The sequence below is a fragment of the Niveispirillum fermenti genome (genome assembly GCF_048066175.1).
Lineage (GTDB): Bacteria > Pseudomonadota > Alphaproteobacteria > Azospirillales > Azospirillaceae > Niveispirillum > Niveispirillum fermenti.
The window spans coordinates 209,384-227,417 of record NZ_JBLTXA010000005.1; the positions used below are offsets into that span (position 1 = coordinate 209,384).

The 18,034-nt window shown below is 66.6% G+C and carries 15 protein-coding genes; 6 read left to right on the forward strand and 9 right to left on the reverse strand.

Annotated features, from left to right (window positions below; translation table 11 throughout):
- The first annotated feature begins 151 nt into the window (after positions 1 to 151).
- Positions 152 to 916: a cyclic nucleotide-binding domain-containing protein gene (locus ACM9LZ_RS07330; protein WP_416618703.1), complete on the forward strand. Its 765-nt coding sequence runs from the start codon at positions 152 to 154 to the stop codon at positions 914 to 916.
- A 39-nt stretch (positions 917 to 955) separates the two neighbouring features.
- On the opposite strand, the gene puuE is transcribed toward ACM9LZ_RS07330, so the two are convergent.
- Positions 956 to 1,882 (reverse strand): allantoinase PuuE, encoded by a 927-nt coding sequence (puuE, locus tag ACM9LZ_RS07335; RefSeq protein WP_416618704.1) that lies wholly within the window; start codon positions 1,880 to 1,882, stop codon positions 956 to 958.
- Between the two features lie 95 nt (positions 1,883 to 1,977).
- On the opposite strand from puuE, the gene uraD reads away from it, so the two are divergent.
- Genes uraD through uraH form a run of 3 tightly spaced genes read left to right on the forward strand, consistent with a single transcriptional unit; the run spans position 1,978 to position 4,279 of the window.
- On the forward strand, positions 1,978 to 2,517 hold the full coding sequence (gene uraD, locus ACM9LZ_RS07340) for a 2-oxo-4-hydroxy-4-carboxy-5-ureidoimidazoline decarboxylase (RefSeq protein WP_416618705.1): 540 nt from the start codon (positions 1,978 to 1,980) through the stop codon (positions 2,515 to 2,517).
- Positions 2,514 to 3,938 carry an NAD(P)-binding domain-containing protein gene (locus ACM9LZ_RS07345; protein ID WP_416618706.1) on the forward strand — a complete coding sequence of 475 codons (1,425 nt, stop codon included), beginning with the start codon at positions 2,514 to 2,516 and terminating at the stop codon, positions 3,936 to 3,938. The genes uraD and ACM9LZ_RS07345 overlap by 4 nt, the downstream gene beginning before the upstream one ends.
- Positions 3,926 to 4,279, forward strand: a complete 354-nt coding sequence (gene uraH, locus ACM9LZ_RS07350; RefSeq protein WP_416618707.1) for a hydroxyisourate hydrolase — start codon at positions 3,926 to 3,928, stop codon at positions 4,277 to 4,279. The genes ACM9LZ_RS07345 and uraH overlap by 13 nt, the downstream gene beginning before the upstream one ends.
- 17 nt (positions 4,280 to 4,296) lie before the next feature.
- On the opposite strand, the gene ACM9LZ_RS07355 is transcribed toward uraH, so the two are convergent.
- The 6 genes from ACM9LZ_RS07355 to ACM9LZ_RS07380 form a co-directional block, all read right to left on the reverse strand.
- On the reverse strand, positions 4,297 to 6,336 hold the full coding sequence (locus tag ACM9LZ_RS07355; protein ID WP_416618708.1) for a glycoside hydrolase family 97 protein: 2,040 nt from the start codon (positions 6,334 to 6,336) through the stop codon (positions 4,297 to 4,299).
- Between the two features lie 133 nt (positions 6,337 to 6,469).
- Positions 6,470 to 8,140: a urocanate hydratase gene (gene hutU / locus ACM9LZ_RS07360; protein WP_416618709.1), complete on the reverse strand. Its 1,671-nt coding sequence runs from the start codon at positions 8,138 to 8,140 to the stop codon at positions 6,470 to 6,472.
- Positions 8,137 to 8,970 (reverse strand): N-formylglutamate deformylase, encoded by an 834-nt coding sequence (gene hutG / locus ACM9LZ_RS07365; RefSeq protein ID WP_416618710.1) that lies wholly within the window; start codon positions 8,968 to 8,970, stop codon positions 8,137 to 8,139. Before hutG ends, hutU begins: the two co-directional genes overlap by 4 nt.
- Positions 8,971 to 8,974: 4 nt before the next feature.
- A complete protein-coding gene (gene hutH / locus ACM9LZ_RS07370; protein ID WP_416618711.1) occupies positions 8,975 to 10,516 on the reverse strand; it encodes a histidine ammonia-lyase in 1,542 nt (513 codons plus the stop codon).
- Positions 10,513 to 11,721 carry an imidazolonepropionase gene (gene hutI, locus ACM9LZ_RS07375; protein ID WP_416618712.1) on the reverse strand — a complete coding sequence of 403 codons (1,209 nt, stop codon included), beginning with the start codon at positions 11,719 to 11,721 and terminating at the stop codon, positions 10,513 to 10,515. The genes hutH and hutI overlap by 4 nt, the downstream gene beginning before the upstream one ends.
- Positions 11,711 to 11,875, reverse strand: a complete 165-nt coding sequence (locus ACM9LZ_RS07380) for a hypothetical protein (RefSeq protein WP_416618713.1) — start codon at positions 11,873 to 11,875, stop codon at positions 11,711 to 11,713. Before ACM9LZ_RS07380 ends, hutI begins: the two co-directional genes overlap by 11 nt.
- Positions 11,876 to 12,057: 182 nt before the next feature.
- On the opposite strand from ACM9LZ_RS07380, the gene ACM9LZ_RS07385 reads away from it, so the two are divergent.
- Positions 12,058 to 13,413, forward strand: a complete 1,356-nt coding sequence (locus tag ACM9LZ_RS07385; protein WP_416618714.1) for a formimidoylglutamate deiminase — start codon at positions 12,058 to 12,060, stop codon at positions 13,411 to 13,413.
- Positions 13,410 to 14,135, forward strand: coding sequence for a histidine utilization repressor (gene hutC, locus ACM9LZ_RS07390; RefSeq protein WP_416618716.1), 726 nt, complete (start codon positions 13,410 to 13,412; stop codon positions 14,133 to 14,135). Before ACM9LZ_RS07385 ends, hutC begins: the two co-directional genes overlap by 4 nt.
- Here hutC and ACM9LZ_RS07395 read toward each other — a convergent pair whose 3' ends face one another.
- On the reverse strand, positions 14,136 to 15,353 hold the full coding sequence (locus ACM9LZ_RS07395; RefSeq protein ID WP_416618717.1) for an MFS transporter: 1,218 nt from the start codon (positions 15,351 to 15,353) through the stop codon (positions 14,136 to 14,138).
- A gap of 198 nt (positions 15,354 to 15,551) precedes the next feature.
- Positions 15,552 to 17,993, reverse strand: coding sequence for a TonB-dependent receptor (locus ACM9LZ_RS07400; RefSeq protein ID WP_416618718.1), 2,442 nt, complete (start codon positions 17,991 to 17,993; stop codon positions 15,552 to 15,554).
- Positions 17,994 to 18,034: the final 41 nt, after the last annotated feature.

An 18,034-nucleotide genomic window follows, 5' to 3' on the forward strand; every position in this document is an offset into this window, starting at 1 on the left:
TCAATGATTGGAAAACCGCAACAGGATGCTACCGGCACCCATGCCGAAAAGCGGCGGGCTCCCCGCATCAGCGGCCTTGCAGGCGACGATGGCAGCACCTTATCTAGGGTTCAGGCCCGCTGCGCGGGGGGTTCAAGCCGCGGACGGGGGCGTGCCCGACCTGGGGGAAGCGGAATTGGCGGAATTGGACGAGATCAATATTGCGCCCGGCAAACTGATGATCAAGGAAGGCGACAGTTGCGGTGATGCCTTCCTGATTACGGCCGGCCGGGTGGAGGTGTTCCGCGCCATCAACGGTGTGAAGCACCGGCTGGCCGTGCTGGGGCCGGGCGACATCGCCGGCGAGATGGGGCTGATCGACAATGCGCCGCGTTCCGCCTGCATCGCCACCATGGAACAGACCCGCTGCATCCTGATTTCCCGCGACCTGCTGGCCCGGCAGGTCCGCAACAGCCCGCCGCTGGTCCGGTACGTCCTGCATTCGCTGGTGCGCACGCTTCGTGCCATCAACGGCATTCCGGCCGACCAGGGCGACACCATCTTCGCGGCCGACCCCATCGTCTCGGAACGCACGCACAAGCTGTTACGCCGCGACACGTTCGCGCCCGGCCGCACCATCTTCCGCCGGGGGGACGAGGCCCATTGCGCCTACCTGATCCAGTCCGGCCTGGTGGAGGTCTGGCGGGAGACGGTCGATGATCAGGTCCAGGTGCTGGCCCGGGTCGGGGCCGGCAGCGTATTCGGCGAGATGGCCCTGCTGCGCGATGCCAACCGCGCCGCCAACGTCACCGCCGTGGAACTGACGGTCTGCGAGGTGATCCACCGCCAGCGCTTCGATGAACTGCTGCGCACGGCACCCACCCTGATCCGCCAACTCGTCCAGTCCTATGTGACCCGGATCGAAAAAGGGTCCTGACGCGGGAGGGACAGGGGGGCACCGGGCGGCCGCACCGGCTCAACCGGCCCAGGGATGGACACGATGCCAGTGTCGGGCGATATCGACCCGCCGGCACACCCATACCCGGTCATGCGCGCGGATATGGTCCAGGAACCGTTGCAGGCCGCGCACACGGCCGGGCCGGCCGATCAGGCGGGTATGCAGGCCCACGGACATCATCCGGGGCGCCGTCTCCCCCTCGGCATAGAGCGTATCGAACGCATCGCGGGCATAGGTGAAGAAATCGTCACCCTGACCGAAGCCCTGCGCCGTGCCGAACTTCATGTCGTTGACATCCAGCGTGTAGGGGATGACCAGATGCGGTCGCGTCTGGCCATCATAGGTGCCGGGCGGCAGCCAATAGGGCAGATCGTCATTATAGGCGTCGGCATCATAGAGGAATCCCCCCTCCTCAACGACCAGCCGCCGCGTGTTCGGCCCCAGCCGTCCCGTGTACCAGCCGAGCGGGCGCTCGCCCGTCAGGTCGCGGATCGTCTCGATGGCCCGTGTCAGGTCGGCGCGCTCCACCGCCTCGGGCACATCCTGATAGTCGATCCAGCGCCAGCCATGGGATGCGATCTCGTGTCCCGCCGCCACCATGGCGCGGGCGGCGTCCGGATGGCGGGCCAGCGCCATGGCCACGGCATAGCAGGTAACCTGGATGCCATACCGGTCGAACAGGCGCATCAGCCGCCAGAAGCCGGCACGGCTGCCATATTCATAGACGGATTCCACCGACAGGTTGCGCCGGCCCGCCAGCGGCGGCGTACCCACCACCTCCTGCAGGTAGGCTTCCGACCGGTCGTCGCCGTGCAGCAGGCAGCTCTCGCCCCCCTCCTCGTAATTCATGACGAACTGCACGGCGATGCGCGCATCGCCGGGCCATCGCGGATGGGGCGGATGCGCGCCGTAACCGATCAGGTCGCGGGGATAGGCGTCGGCCATGGCGGGATCTCCCTGTCATGCGGTCAATGCGGGGCTGCCCATGATGATACGCATCGTTTCGCTTGCGCACAAAAAAATCCGTGGCACGATGGATTATGGCCGAAGATAAGACCGCGCCCCGCTCCCGCCCTGACCTGCACGCGCTGAATGCCTTTCCGCGTGCCGCTTTCGTGCAATATCTGGCCACGATATGGGAGGACAGCGCCTGGGTGGCCGACCGGACCTGGGATCACCGTCCCTTCGACAATCTTGCCGCACTGCACAAATGCATGACCGATACCGTGCAGGTCGCGGGCAAGACGGCACAACTGGCGCTGCTGCGCGCCCATCCCGATCTGGCCGGCAAGCTGACCCGGGGCGGCGGGCTGACGGCACACAGCACGGAAGAACAGGCCGGCCTGGGCCTAGACCGGCTGGAGGAGACGGAGTTCGCCTGGTTTGACCGGCACAACGCCGCCTATCGCGCCCGCTTCGGCTTCCCCTTCATCATCGCGGTGAAGGAGAACACCAGGGACGGCATCCGCCACGCCCTGGCAACCCGGCTGGACAATGATCCCGCCGTGGAAATGAAAACAGCATTGGGAGAGGTCGCCAAAATAGCCAAATTCCGCCTGGAGGGGCTTTTTGGGACATGAGTGACGATGGTTTGACGGCCCTGGAGGCCCAGGTCGCCCGTGATCTGGCCCTGCTGGACTATCCGGCCCGGCCCTGGGTGCCGCCGCGCACCCATGCCGACGGGCCTGTGTTCGATGTGGTGATCGTCGGCGGCGGGCAGGCGGGTCTTGCCACCGCCTTCGGCCTGATGCGGGAGAAGGTGGGAAACATCCTGGTCATCGACCGCAATCCGGCGGGCCGGGAGGGGCCGTGGATCAATTTCGCCCGCATGGTCACGCTGCGCACGCCCAAGCATCTGGCCGGCCCCGATCTGGGTATTCCCAGCCTGACGCCCCGCGCCTGGTACGAGGCGAAATACGGCGCGGACGCCTGGGCATCGCTCGGCAAGCTGCCCAAGGAGGTGTGGCAGGACTATCTCTGCTGGTATCGCCGCATCCTTTCCATTCCCGTGCGCAACGACCATGAATTGCTGCGCATCGACCCGGAAGAGGAAACGGGGATCCTGCGCCTGACCGTCGATACGCCCGACGGAGAGGACCTGATCCTGACGCGCAAGCTGGTGCTGGCCACGGGCATCGACGGGGCCGGGCGCTGGCACGTGCCCGATTTCATCCGCGGCGTGGTGCCGGAGGACCGCTTCGCCCACACGTCCGAATATATCGATTTCGACCGGCTGAGGGGCCGGCGCATCGGGGTGCTGGGGGCTGGCGCGTCGGCCTTCGACAATGCCGGCACGGCGCTGGAGGCGGGGGTGGCCTCGGTCGATCTCTGCCTGCGCCGGGCAGACATCCCGCGCGTCAACCCCTATCGCTGGATGGAGTTTTCCGGCTTCCTGGGGCATTTCGCGGCGATGGGCGACCTGGACCGCTGGCGCTACATGCGCCACATCTTCGATCTGAACCAGCCGCCGCCGCAGGACACGTTCCACCGCTGCGCCATGCATCCCACCTTCACCTTCCATACCGCCTGCCCCTGGGAATGGGTGCGGATGGAAGGCGAGGATATCCATGTCGGCACGCCCAAGGGCGTGATGATCTTCGACTTCCTGGTCGTGGGCACGGGCTTCATCGTGGAGGCGGCATTCCGGCCCGAACTGGCAGCCTTCGCCAGGGACATCGCCACCTGGGCCGACCGGTTCACCCCACCCAGGGGGGAGGGCAATCCGCTGCTGATCCGCTATCCCTATCTGGGCGACGCCTTCCAGTTCACCGAGCGGGTGCCCGGCTGTGCCCCGCACCTGGCCCATATCCACAATTTCACCTTCGGCGCGACCCTGTCCATGGGGCTGTCGGGCGCATCGATCAGTGGCATGAAATACGGGGTACAGCGGCTGGTGCAGGGGCTGATCCGCGATCTGTGGCTGGCCGACAAGGACCATTTCCTGGCCGATCTGAAAGCCTATGACCAACCCGAACTGGTGAGCACGACATGGCCCGCCTGAGCACCCATGTGCTGGATACCATGGCAGGCAGGCCGGCGGCCGGCCTGCGGGTCCAGCTTTTCAGCCTGGCCGACGGCACGCCGGTGCTGGTCGGGGATACCGTCACCAACCCGGACGGGCGCACCGGCGCACCGCTTCTGTCGGGCACGACGATCCCCACGGGTCCTTACGAGCTGCTGTTCCATGCCGGGACCTATTTCCGGTCGCGCGGGACCCTGCTGGCCGACCCGCCCTTCCTGGACCTGATCCCCATCCGCTTCGCCATCGCCGACACGGACGGGCATTACCATGTGCCGCTGCTGCTGGGCCCGTGGAGCTATTCCACCTACCGCGGGAGCTGAAGCCCTACGGAAACCGGTCAGGGCAGCGGCGTGAAGCGCACGGCCTGGCCGCCACCGGGTGCCATGATGATGGTCAGGCTGTCGGCGGCGGTGACCTCGCGCATGGTCACCGTCAGCGGCTCGGCATTGTGCTTCCAGTCGGCGCCCGGCCCGTCGGCATAAATCTCTGCCCGCCAGGTCCGGCCCTTCTCCAGGAAATCCAGCGGCACGGTCAGGGTACGGGCCTGTTCATCCGTGATGGCGCCCAGATACCAATCCTCGCTGTTGCGGTCCTTGCGCACCTGGGTGACATAATCGCCGATGACGCCGTTCAGGGCGATGGACCGGTCCCAATCCACGGGCACCTGCCGCAGGAAGGGTAGGGCCGGATGGTCCTCGTAATTCTCCGGCAGGTCGGCCACCATCTGCAGCGGGCTGTACAGCACGACGAACAGCGCCAGTTGCTTGGCCACGGTGGTGGAGATGCCATGTTCCACGCCCGGCCGGTCACCGGCAAAGCGGGTCTTCATGATGCCCGGCGTGTAATCCATGGGGCCCGACATCATGCGTGTGAAGGGCAGGATGGTGGGATGGTCGGGCTGGTTCCCGCCCTCCACCGGGCCCCAGGCGTCATATTCCTGACCGCGCGCGCCCTCGCGCGTCATCATGTGCGGCCAGGTGCGGCGCAGGCCGGTATCCTTGATGGGCTCATGCGCGTTGACGGTCACCTTGTTGGCCGCCGCCACGGCCGTCACCTTCTCGAAATGCCGCACCATGTACTGACCATGGTGCCATTCCTTCTTGTCCAGCAATTCCCCGACATAGCCCGTCTTCACCGACCCGACGCCCAGGCGGTTATAATAGCGGAAGGCATCGTCCAACTGCCTTTCGTAATTCACGATATCCGCGGCCGTCTCATGATGGCCGATCAGGGTCACACCCTTGCGCCGGCCATAGGCGGCCACGGCGGCGATATCGAAGCCCTTTACCGGCTCGGTGAAACGGAAATTGCTGCCATCATTGTACCAGTCCGTGTGCCAGCCATAGTTCCAGCCCTCCACCAGCACGCCGCCGAACCCGTTGCGGGCCGCAAAGTCGATCTGGCGCCTGGCCTCCGCCGTCGTGGCCCCCTGGCGGGGTCCCGGCTCCCAGGTGCAGGTGCGGATATGCATGCACCACCAGATGCCGACGAACTTCATCGGCTTGATCCAGCTCGTATCCGCCAGCTTGTTGGGCTCGTTCAGGTTCAAGATCAGGCGGGAATTCAGCAACTGGTGCGGCCTGTCAGTGATCTGCACCGTCCGCCAGGGCGATTTCATCGGTGCCGTGCCATAGACCTTCATGCTGTCGGCCCAGGGAACCAGGTCGGATTTCAAGGTATAGCCGTGGATACCCGGACGCTTCAGCGCCATGGAGGCAAAATCGACCAGGGCCGCCTCATGCACGGTGACGGCGATATCGCCGCCATCCAGGGTGAAGGGCGTGTGGACGACATCGACCGCATCCAGCGCCGATTGGGCATATTGATATTCATACCGGTTGTTCTGGTAGGCGCGGATCCACCAGGCCTTCATCTGCTTGGCGAAGGCGAACTCCGTCACCTCGTCCCGGATGCGGATTTCGGCGATATTGGCCTGGACGGGGATTTCGTACCGGAAACCCAACCCGTCATCGAAGACGCGGAAGGTGACCAGCAGGGTGCGGGCCGGGCCGTCCGCGGCTTCCAGGCGCAGGGACAGTTCGTTGTAATGCTCGCGGATGTCCTTTTCCTCACCCCAGACCTGGGTCCAGGTCGCGTCATGGCTGCGGCGGTCGCTGCCCGTTATGGCCAGCCCGTCATGCAGCGACGGACCGCCATCCAGCCTGAAGCCAAGACGGGATGGCAGCAGCACGGGCTGCCCCCTGTAGGCCACACGATAGACGGGCTCGCCGCCCCGCAGCCCCACCTCAACGACGATATCACCATCGGGCGAGGTCACGGGCGGCTGCCAGACCGGCTCCGGTGGCGTCTGGGCCAGGGCGGCGGGCAGGCCCAGCCCCAGGACGGCGATGCAAATCAGCAGGCTGCGGCGGATCATCCGTTTCCTCCCCGGCTTCACGCGCTTTGTCGGGCGCGAAGCATGGGTCGGGCCGCAAAACAGGGTCAAGCGGCGGGCGGCGGTCCGGGCCATGAATACGTCGTCATTGGCGCCGGACCGTTCCGCCTGCGCCTCATCCCAGGATGCCGGGCAGGTCCAACCCCTTCTGCCGGGCGCAGTCGCGTGCGATCTCATATCCCGCGTCGGCATGGCGCATGACGCCCGTGGCCGGGTCGTTCCACAGCACCCGTTCCAGCCGTCGCGCCGCCGCCTGCGTGCCGTCGGCCACGATGACCACGCCGCTATGCTGGGAAAAGCCCATGCCCACCCCGCCGCCATGATGCAGCGAAACCCAGGTGGCGCCCGACGCCGTGTTCAGCAGCGCGTTCAGCAACGGCCAATCGGAAACGGCATCGGACCCGTCCATCATGGCTTCCGTCTCGCGGTTGGGGGAGGCGACGGAGCCGCTGTCCAGATGGTCGCGGCCGATGACCACGGGGGCCTTCAATTCGCCGTTGGCAACCATCTCGTTGAAAGCCAGCGCCAGCCGGTGACGATCGCCCAGGCCGACCCAGCAGATGCGGGCGGGCAGTCCCTGGAACCGGATCTTCTCCCGCGCCATGTCCAGCCAGTTATGCAGGTGGGCATTGTCGGGCAGCAGTTCCTTCACCTTGGCGTCGGTCTTCCAGATATCCTCCGGATCGCCCGACAGGGCCGCCCAGCGGAAGGGACCGATGCCACGGCAGAACAGCGGACGGATATAGGCCGGAACGAAGCCGGGGAAGGCGAAGGCGTCAGCCACCCCCTCTTCCAGCGCCATCTGCCGGATATTGTTGCCGTAATCCAGCGTGGGCACGCCAGCCGCATGGAAATCCAGCATGGCCCGGACCTGTATCGCCATGGAGGCGCGGGCGGCCTTCTCCACCCCCTTGGGGTCTTCCTCCCGCGACCTGAACCAGCGGTCCAGCGTCCAGCCGGCCGGCAGGTAGCCGTTGACGGGGTCGTGGGCGCTGGTCTGGTCGGTCACGGCGTCGGGGCGCACGCCCCGGCGGACCAGTTCGGGGAAAACCTCCGCCGCATTGCCCAGCAGGCCGACCGACCCGGGCTTGCCGGCCCTGCCATGGTCGCCGATGATGGCAAGCGCCTCATCCAGGCTTTCCGTCGCCCGGTCCAGATAGCCGGTGCGCAGGCGCATGTCGATGCGCGATGGCTGGCATTCCACGGCCAGGCAGGAGGCACCGGCCATCACGGCGGCCAGCGGCTGCGCACCACCCATGCCGCCCAGCCCGCCGGTCAGGAACCAGCGGCCCGACAGGTCCCCGCCATAATGCCGGCGTCCCACCTCGACAAAGGTCTCGTAGGTGCCCTGGACGATGCCCTGGGTGCCGATATAGATCCAGCTTCCGGCCGTCATCTGGCCGTACATCATCAGGCCTTTGGCATCCAGTTCGTGGAACTTGTCCCAATGGGCCCAGTGCGGCACCAGATTGGAATTGGCGATCAGCACGCGCGGCGCGTCGGCATGGGTGCGGAACACGCCCACGGGCTTGCCCGATTGCACCAGCAGCGTCTGGTCATCCTCCAGGCGGCGCAGCGTCTCCACGATACGGTCGAAGCTTGTCCAGTCGCGCGCCGCGCGGCCGATGCCGCCATAGACGACCAGTTCCTCCGGCCGTTCCGCCACTTCCGCGTCCAGATTGTTCATCAGCATGCGCAGCGCCGCCTCGGTCTGCCAGCTTCTGGCCGTGCGTTCCGTCCCGCGGGGGGCGGTGATGCGGCGGGAATTGTCGGTGCGGTTCATCATGATGTTTCCCCCTTGACCGCCCAGCCGATGCAGGCGTTCAGGATGCTGTGGAGGGCCCGGGTCATCGGTGCCGCATAGGCGGCGTCGAAGGCAGGAGGCCAGTTGTCCGGCGTCAGGTCGCCTTCCGGCTCCATGACATAGCCGCGGCAGGCCAGTTCCATCTGCACGGCATGCACGCCATGGGTGGGCCTGCCATAATGGCGGGTGATATGGCCGCCCTTGAAACGGCCATTGGTGACGCGCGTGAATTGTGTGACGTCACACGCCGCCTCGACCACCCGCGTCAGGCCGGGATGGCAGCTTCTGCCGCCGAAGGTCCCGATGTTGAAATGCGGCAGAACCCCGTCAAACAGGCGCGGCACCAGTGAACGGATCGAATGGCAATCATAGAGCACGACCCGTGGATGGTCGGCACGCAACCGCTGCACCTGCGCCAGCAGCGCCGCATGATAGGGCGCGTGGTACAGTTCCCGGCGGCGCAGCACCTCCATGGCATCGGGTTCCTGCCCCGGCTGGTAAAGCGGCTCCCCGTCGAAACTGGTCGACGGGCAGAGGTCCGTCGTCGCCTGCCCGGGATAGAGGGAGGCGCCGTCGGGCGGCCGGTTCACGTCGATCATCGTGCGCGAGATGGTCGTCTGCACGATGGTGGCATCCAGGTCGCGGGCGAAGAAATAAAGCTGGTCCACCCACCAGTCGGCATCCTTGCGCCCCAGCCAGGGACTGACCAGGGTGTCCTCCACCGCTTCCTCGATCTCCGTCCCCGCATGCGGGATCGACAGGATCAGGGGGGCCGTCCCCCGGTGGATGATCAACCAGTCCGCATCATCCATCCCCTCACCTCCCGTCCAGGGCCGGCAGGCCGACCCCGCCATCCGCCACGGCAGACAGCAGGGCACCGCTACGCACCAGCGTCAAGGCCGCCTGGATGTCGGCATGGAAGTAACGGTCGTCGGTCAGGGACGGGACATGCGCGCGCAGCCTGCCGCGCAACGCCTCCAGCACGGCGGAACTGGCCAGGGGGCTGTGGAAGTCGCAGCCCTGCGCGGCGGCCAGATATTCGATGGCCACCACGCTGTCGGCATTCTCCACCATGGCCATCAGCCGGCGGGCGCCATGTGCGGCCATGGAGACGTGATCCTCCTGGTTGGCGGATGTCGGGATGCTGTCCACGCTGGCGGGATAGGCCCGCTGCTTGTTCTCCGACACCAGGGCGGCGGCCGTCACCTGCGGGATCATGAAGCCCGAGTTCAGGCCCGGCCTGGGGGTCAGGAAGGCCGGCAGGCCCGACAGAGCCGGGTCCACCAGCATGGCCAGGCGGCGTTCGGCCAGGGACCCGATCTCGCAAACGGCCAGCGCGATCATGTCGGCGGCGAAGGCCACCGGCTCGGCGTGGAAATTGCCACCTGACAGCACGCTGTCATCCTCCGCGAAGACCAGCGGATTGTCGGAAACGGCGTTGGCCTCCGTCAACAGCGTCTGGGCGGCCTGGCGCAGCAGATCCAGGGCGGCACCCATCACCTGCGGCTGGCAGCGCAGGCAATAGGGGTCCTGGACGCGCACATCATCTTCCCGATGCGAGGCGCGGATGGCGGAACCTTCCATCAGGCGGCGCAGCGTCTCCGCCACGTCGATCTGCCCCTTGTGGCCACGCAGGGCGTGGATGCGCGGATCGAAAGGCGTGTCGGAACCCTTGGCCGCCTCCGTGGACAGCGCGCCGGTGGCCAGGGCCGATCCGTGCAGCCGTTCCGCCTCGAACAGGCCGGCCAGGGCATAGGCGGTGGAAAACTGCGTGCCGTTCAGCAGCGCCAGCCCCTCCTTGGGACCCAGCGCCAGCGGCGACAGCCCGGCCAGGGCCAGGGCCTCGGCCGCCGGCATGCGCCCCCCTTTGGCAAACACCTCGCCATGGCCGATCATGGCGGCCGCCATGTGCGACAGGGGTGCCAGATCGCCCGATGCCCCCACCGACCCCTGCGCCGGCACCAGCGGCAGGATGTCATGCGCCAGCAACGCTTCCAGCAGGTCCAGGGTGGCGGGCCGCACGCCCGATGCGCCAACCCCCAGACTGGACAGCTTCAGCGCCATCATCAGGCGCAGCACGTTTCGCGGCATGGGCTCACCCACGCCGGCCGCATGGCTCAGCACGATGTTGCGTTGCAGCATTTCCAGATCGTCGTCGGCGATGCGCACCGATGCCAGCTTGCCGAAGCCGGTATTCACACCATAGACGGGATCCCCCTTGGCGATGATGCGGGCGATGGTGGCCGCGCTGCGTTCCACGGCGGGGCGGCAGGCCGGGTCCAGCCGGACCCCCGCCCCGCGATAGATGGCACGCCAATCGGCCAGGCCGACCGCACCGGGATGCAGCGTGACGGTCATGAAATCCCCCTGTGGATACGGGCATGCAGGGGGTTGAACCCCATGCGATAGACAAGTTCGGCCGGCCGTTCGATATCCCAGATGGCAAGGTCGCAGGCCTTGCCCGCCTCCAGCGTGCCGATATCGGCCTGGCGGCCAAGCGCGCGGGCGGCGTGGCGCGTGACGCCGGTGAGGCATTCCTCCACGCTCATCCGGAACAGGGTGGCCGCCATGTTCATGGACAGAAGCAGCGAGGTCAGGGGCGCCGTGCCAGGGTTGCAGTCGGTGGCCACCGCCATCGGCACGCCATGGATGCGGAACAGGTCGATGGGCGGCAGATGCGTGTCGCGGGTGAAGTAATAGGCACCGGGCAGCATGACGGCCACGGTCCCGGCCTGGGCCATGGCACGCACCGCCGGCTCGTCCACATGCTCCAGATGGTCGGCCGACAGCGCGCCGCATTGGGCAGCCAGGGCGGCGCCCTGCAGGTTGGAAAGCTGTTCGGCGTGCAGCTTGATGGCCAGTCCATGCGCCTTGGCCGCATGGAACACGCGGCGCACCTGCGCCAGGGAAAAGCCGATCCCTTCGCAGAACCCGTCCACGGCATCGGCAAGCCCATGCTGCGCAACATGGGGGATCATGCTGCGGCACACCAGATCGATATAGGCGTCGTGATTCTCGGCAAATTCCGGCGGAACGGCATGGGCGCCGAGGAAGGTGGTGGCGATATCGACGGGGCGCAGGCCGGCCAGCGCCCGGGCCGCGCGCAGCATCTTCACCTCGTCCTGCAGCGTCAGGCCATAGCCGGACTTGACCTCCACCGTCGTCACCCCCTCGGCCAGCAGCGCATCCAGCCGGGGCAGGGCCTGGCGCAGCAATTCCGCCTCGTCGGCCGCACGGGTGGCCCGCATGGTGGAGACGATGCCGCCGCCGGCCCGCGCGATCTCCTCATAACTCGCACCCTTCAGGCGCAATTCGAACTCATGCGCGCGGTCGCCGGCATGGATCAGGTGCGTGTGGCAATCGATCAGGCCCGGCGTGACCCAGCGGCCTTCCAGGTCGGTGGTCCGGGCGGCATCGAAGGCCGGCGCGTCGGCCGCCGGCCCGGCATGGAGGATGCGCCCATGCTGCGCAGCAATCACCCCATCCTCGATGATGCCCAGCCCGGGAAGGTCGGGGCGCATGGTTGCAAGGCGGGCGCCGGTCCACAGATGGTCAGCGCGCATCGGCCGCCCCCTTCACCCCGTCTTCCCGGCGAAATCCCGGCCCCAGGGGCCAGATGCCCGACCGGACGGCGCCATAAAAGGGCTGGATGACGGGCGCGGCACCGGCCGTCCCCGCTTCCGCGCCCTCGGCAGCCTGACAGGGGGAGACGGTCATCACCGGATGTCCTGAAAACCCGTGCCGCATGTCCGCACCTTACTCCTGGCCATGATCTGTTCATGGGGGCGTCTTCACGCAAGGTCCCTGCCCCCGCGCCCCCCTTCGTCCTTTTTATGTCTATACATAATTCATGTCTATACATTATTCTGAATCCGCGGATTGAATTGGGGGGGATGGGCATGGCCGGGTTCTGGTTTCAGCAGGCGCTGCTGCCGGGCGGATGGGCTGATGGGGTGCGGGTGGAAGTGGGGGACGGGCTGATCTCCACCGTCACGACGGATACGCAGCCGACACCCCCGGATGAACGCCACGCCATCGCCCTGCCCGGCCTGCCCAACCTGCACAGCCACGCCTTCCAACGCGGCATGGCGGGGCTGGCGGAGGTGCGGGGACCGGGTCCCGACAGTTTCTGGACCTGGCGGGAGGTGATGTACCGTTTCGCCCATCGGATCGGTCCGGATGAGATGCAGGCCATCGCCGCCATGGCTTTCGTGGAGATGCTGGAGGGTGGATTCACCCGCGTGGGCGAATTCCATTATGTCCATCACGATATCGACGGCCACCCCTATGCCGACCCCGCCGAGATGGGTGCCCGGCTGGCGGCGGCGGCGGCGGAGACGGGTATCGCGCTGACCCTGCTGCCGGTCCTTTACCAGTGTGGCGGTTTCGGCGGGCAGGCACCGGGCGACGGGCAGAAACGCTTCATCAACGATGTGGACCGGTTCGCCACCCTGGTGCAGGCCAGCCGCAAGGCGCTGTCGGGCCTGCCCGACGGGGTGCTGGGCATTGCCCCCCATTCCCTGCGCGCCGTGACACCGGACAGTCTGGCAGGCGTGCCTGAGCTGGCAGCGGGCGGGCCCATCCACATCCATGTTGCCGAACAGGTCCGCGAGGTCGCCGACTGTCATGCCTGGTCGGGACAGCGGCCGGTGGCCTGGCTGTTCGATCATGCGCCCGTGGATGGCCGCTGGTGCCTGGTGCATGCGACGCACATGGATGCGGCCGAAACCGCACGGCTGGCCGCCAGCGGCGCCGTGGCAGGCCTGTGCCCGATCACAGAGGCGAACCTGGGCGACGGCATCTTCAATGGCCGCGACTATCTGGCGGCCGGTGGTGCCTTTGGCATCGGATCGGACAGCAACGTCCTGATCGATGCTGCGGAAGAACTGCGCAGCATGGAATATGCCCAGCGGCTGGCGCACCGGGCCCGCAACGTGCTGGGCCGCCGGGACGTGCCCTCCACGGGCCGGGTGCTGTTCGATGGCGCGCTGGCCGGTGGGGGCCGCGCGCTGGGACTGACCGCAACAGGACTGGTGAGCGGCGCGCCGGCCGATTTCGTGACGCTGGACGCCGCGCAACCCAGTCTGGCGGCGCGGCGCGGCGACGCGCTGCTCGACGGCTTCATCTTCGCGGGACAGCGCATGGTGGACGGCGTTTGGCGGCGGGGCCGGCGCGTGGTAAGCGGGGGCCGCCACGTCGTGCGCGACGCCGTCGCCGCCCGTTACCGCCTGGCCCTGGGAACCATCCTGTCATGAGTATGGCCGCGAACACCGCCCCGCTTCATGCCCGCATCCGCGCCGATATCGAAGGCCAGATCCTGTCCGGCACCCTGCGCCCCGGCGACCGCATCCCCTTCGAGCACGAGTTGACGGCCCGCTATGGCTGCGCGCGGATGACGGTGAACAAGGCATTGTCCGGGCTGGTGGAAGCGGGGCTGCTGGAACGGCGCCGGCGGGCGGGCACCTTCGTGGCCCGGCCGCATATCCACATGGCGGCCCTGGCCATCCCCGACATCCAGGCGGAGATCGAGAGGCGGGGCCAGCGCTACGGGCTGGAACTGCTGTCGCGCGACGTGCTGCCCGCCACCGCCGTGGACCCGATACGGATGAAGGCGCCGCGCGGCGCCCGGGTGCTGGCCCTGACCTGCCGGCATCTGGCCGACAATGTGCCGTTCGCGGTGGAGGAACGGCTGATCAGCCTGAAATCCGTGCCCGAGGCGGCCACGGCCGATTTCACGTCCATCGCACCGGGTTCCTGGCTTCTCGCCCATGTCCCGTGGACAGAGGCCGAACACCGCATCATGGCAGCGCCCGCCGGCCGGCTGGCCACCGCACTGGGGCTGGACGAGGGGACGGCCTGCCTCGTGCTGGACCGCCGCACCTGGCGCACGGACCAGCCCATCACCCAGGTACGCCAGATCTTCCCCGGCGACCGTTTCGACCTGGTGGCACGGTTCTCCGGTGCCGGCGGGGTCTGATCATCCCGCCCGGGTCCGCCGGTCCAGCAGGAACAGCGTCACGGCGATGACCGCCATCGGCACCAGCGCCATGTAGAACGCCGTCTGCCCGCCCAGCCGGTCGAACAGGAAGCCCGTGACGAAGGAGCCGAAGGTGCCGCCCAGCGCGGAGAACACCACGATCAGGCCCGTCATGGCCGCGTGGTCGTGGCGGGGCAGGGCTGACAGGATGACCGAGTTGATCACGGGGTAGATCGGGGCCATGAACAGCCCGATCAGCGGCAGCATGAAGGCCGCGACGGGGGCCGCGAACCAGTCCGCCTCCGCCATCGGCGTCACCCCCGACGCCAGCGGCAGGGTCAGCAGCACCAGCCCCGCCATGCAGGCCAGGCAGACGGCCAGAAACGGGAACCAGGCCACCCGGCGCAGCGCCACCCCGGCCGACAGCCGTCCCAGCGCGATGGCCGCGGCGAAGATGCTGGTGGCCTGGATCGACATGGCGGCCGGCAGGTGCAGCACTTCCGCATTGAAGGTGGGCAGCCAGGTGCCGATGGCCTGTTCGATCAGCACATAGAGGAAGGCGGACGCCAGGAACACGACAGCGATGGGTGTGGCGGCCAGCCGCAGCATCTGGCCGATGCCGGCCCTGCCCTCCGGCGCCTGCGCCCCGCTTTCATCCAGCGGGGTCGTCGCCCACAGCGCCGCGGTGCCCAGCGCCAGGGCCGACAGGACCCAATAGACATCCAGCCAGCCCGGATCGGCCGGATTCTCATGGTTGACGAACAGGCTGAACAGCCAGTAGCCACCCAGAACCCCCACCATGAACAGCCCTTCGATCAGGTTCGTCAGGCTGGCATGGCCCTGCCGGTCGCGGGTCAGCAGGCCGATGCAGGAATAGGCGGCCACCTTCACCCCGGCAAACCCGACACCGATGCAAAAGAACATCAGCTTCATGGCCCAGAAGGCGGAAAGGAACGGCATGGCAGCCGCCGCCAGCCCTTCCAGCGCCAGGGCGATGATCATGGCCCGGCGATAGCCCAGCCGCGGCAGGAAAGACGCGATCAGGAAGCTGGTGATGGCAATGGGCAGGTCCTTGTATGCCTCCAGCCGCCCGGCCTCCAGCTTGGAGACGCCGAAGCTCTGGATGGATTGCAGGATGACCGTGCCCACCGAATTCAAAAGAATGGCGAAGACGATATAGGTCAACGCCACCGCGACGACAGCCCGCCCATTCCGCATCTTGGCTTTTTCCTTCCCTGGGATGTTCTTGTTGGCTGGCGGGGCCTTTGTCGAAGGGGGAGACATCCCCTTACCATATCCCTGTGATCGTAGCCGATCTCCAGTCCCCGATCGGTTCTGCTCGCCGGGCCCCGGTTACCCTCTTGCCGTCCCCGCAATGGCAAAGGCCCCATCCGCACGGGATGGGGCCTGCACACATCAGAACCGCGTCGCCACCGACATCTTCACGTTCCGGCCGAAGATGGGCCGGCCCAGGAAGACGCCGCCGGTATTGGCCCCGCCGATGATGCGGGTATTGCCTTCCGTCAGGCCAAGCTCGTTCGTCAGGTTGGTGCCGGAAAGCTGGACCGTCACGTTTTCACCGATATCGGCGGAGATGCCGGCATCGACCGTGTTATAGGACGGCAGGCGCTGCGCATTCTCCACATCGGCGAAACGCTTGCCGATGTAATTGTAGCTGGCGAAGACGCGCAGCTTGCCCCAGTCGGTGGGGATGTCATAGCTGGGCGAGAAGGTGAACTGGATTTCCGGCTGGCGCTGCACCTGATTGCCGCTGTTGGCGCCCAGATCCTTATACTCGCCCTTCTGCCAGTTGCCCCGCAGCGCCAGATCCAGATTCTCCAGCGGCGTGACCAGCAGTTCGAACTCGATACCATAGGCTTCGCTGTCGCCGATACGGTTGATCTGCGTCTGGCTGCCATCGGGATTGATGATGAACTGCTGGAAGGGCAGGCCCTTGAAGGTATTGCGGAAGAAGGTGACATAGGCGGCATAGTCGCGCGTGCGCGTCTTCAGGCCGACTTCCTGCTGGTCGATCTTCTGCATCTGGTCCTGCCCGTCGCGCAGATTATCGAATTGCGGGAACTTGAAACCGCTGTTCAGCCGGCCGAAGACCGACATATCCGGCGTCAGGTAATAGTTCACGCCCGCCGTCCAGGAGGTTTCCGTATTCTTATAGGACAGGGTGCGGAAGGTGCCGTTCAGGACGGATGCATTGTTGTTGGCCAGCGTCAGCGGATTGCCGTCCAGATCGACGCCGCCCGACACGTTCTCCAGCGTGGCATTGACCTTCTGCTGCTCCACACGGCCGCCGACATCGATGCGCAGGTCTTCGGTGAGCGCCCATTCATCGGCGATGAAGCCGGCAATGTTCTGGCCGTTATAGATGGCGTTGACCGCGAAGAAGGGGGCCCCCACGAACCCGGCGCGCGTGGCCTGCACGCCATTGTTCAGAGCCACATTGACCAGCTTTGCGTTGGGCGTGGCGGTCATCAGGGCGTTGTTGCCCAGATACCAGACATCCTTCGATGAATAATCGGCGAAATAGGCGCCGATGGTCAGGGTATTGCCCTCGAAGATTTCGCGGCTGAAGCGCAGATCGTCGGTGAAGCTTTCGATATCCTTGTCGACCGACCAGAGGCCGGCCACGATCACCTGCGTGTTCAGGTCGGTGATGGCCCCGCCGCCATTGGCGAAGCTGGCGCTGCCGGCCGTCGCGGCGGAACCGGCGGCGGCCAGCACGGCGGCATTGCCGTTTGCCGACGTGATGGTCTCATTGATGAAACTGCCCAGCGTCTGCGGGTTGGCGCCGGAGAACAGGCCGCGGGTATTCGCCTGGCCGCTCAGGTAGTTCATCTTGTTCGACACGGTCCATTCGCCGAATGTCAGGTCGAAGGTGGCGCCCACGATGCCGGCATCCACGCCGCGCCCCTCGCCGAAATCGCGGGAGATGGACTGGCCCGGCGCCACTTCCAGCACGACATTGCGCAGGTCGTTGCCCAGCAGCGTGCCCTTGCCGGGGCTGAAGCCGGGGAAGGCGCTGACATCCTTGCCGTTATTGCTGCTCATCAACGGAATGGCGGTGTAGAAGGCGTTCTTGTCCTTGGTATAGCGGCCATAGAAGGTCACCTCGCCATTTTCCAGGATCTTGGTGACATTGCCGCTGACCTGGCCACCCCGGTCGGCGGGATATTCGGTGTCGCGGATACCGTCAGAGGTGCGGTAGAAGCCGCCGACGGAGAACAGCAGATCCTGGTCCAGCTTGCCCTGGTAATAGGTGTCGACGCGGTACAGCCCCTCGTCACCCACGGTCAGCTTCATGCTGCCTTCCGGGTTCTCCTTGCCCTTGCGCTGGATGAAATTGATGGTGGCGCCGGGCTGGCCGTTGGAGAAGATGGGCGACGGGCCGCCACGCAGCACCTCCACCCGCTCCACCGTGTCGTCCAGGCGGAACAGGGAACTGTTTTCCAGGAAGGAAAGGGTCGGCGGCGGGAAGATGGCGGAACCATCCAGCTGCACCGTGATGAAGGGCGCATCACCATCGGCCGGGAACCCACGGACGGAAATGTTGGCGCCGGCCGTGCCGCTGGTGCTTTCCACCCACACGCCGGGGACGATTTTCAGGAGGTCGGCCGTGCTGCTCGGCTGCTGTTCGGCGATCTGCTCCGCCGTGGCGGTCGTGATGGAGAAGCTGGCATCCAGCTTCTTCATGCCGTCGGAACGGGCCACACCCGTCACGATGATCTCCTCCAGCATGTCGGCGCCGGCGGCATCCTGTGCGCGGGCAGCCGTCATGGCCGGCATCAGCAGGGCGGCAAGGGCCGCACCCGTCAGCAGCTTCTTCTGATAATTGGCAGTCATAGGGACCTCCCGTATGAGCATCACCCGGATGCTTCTTGTTG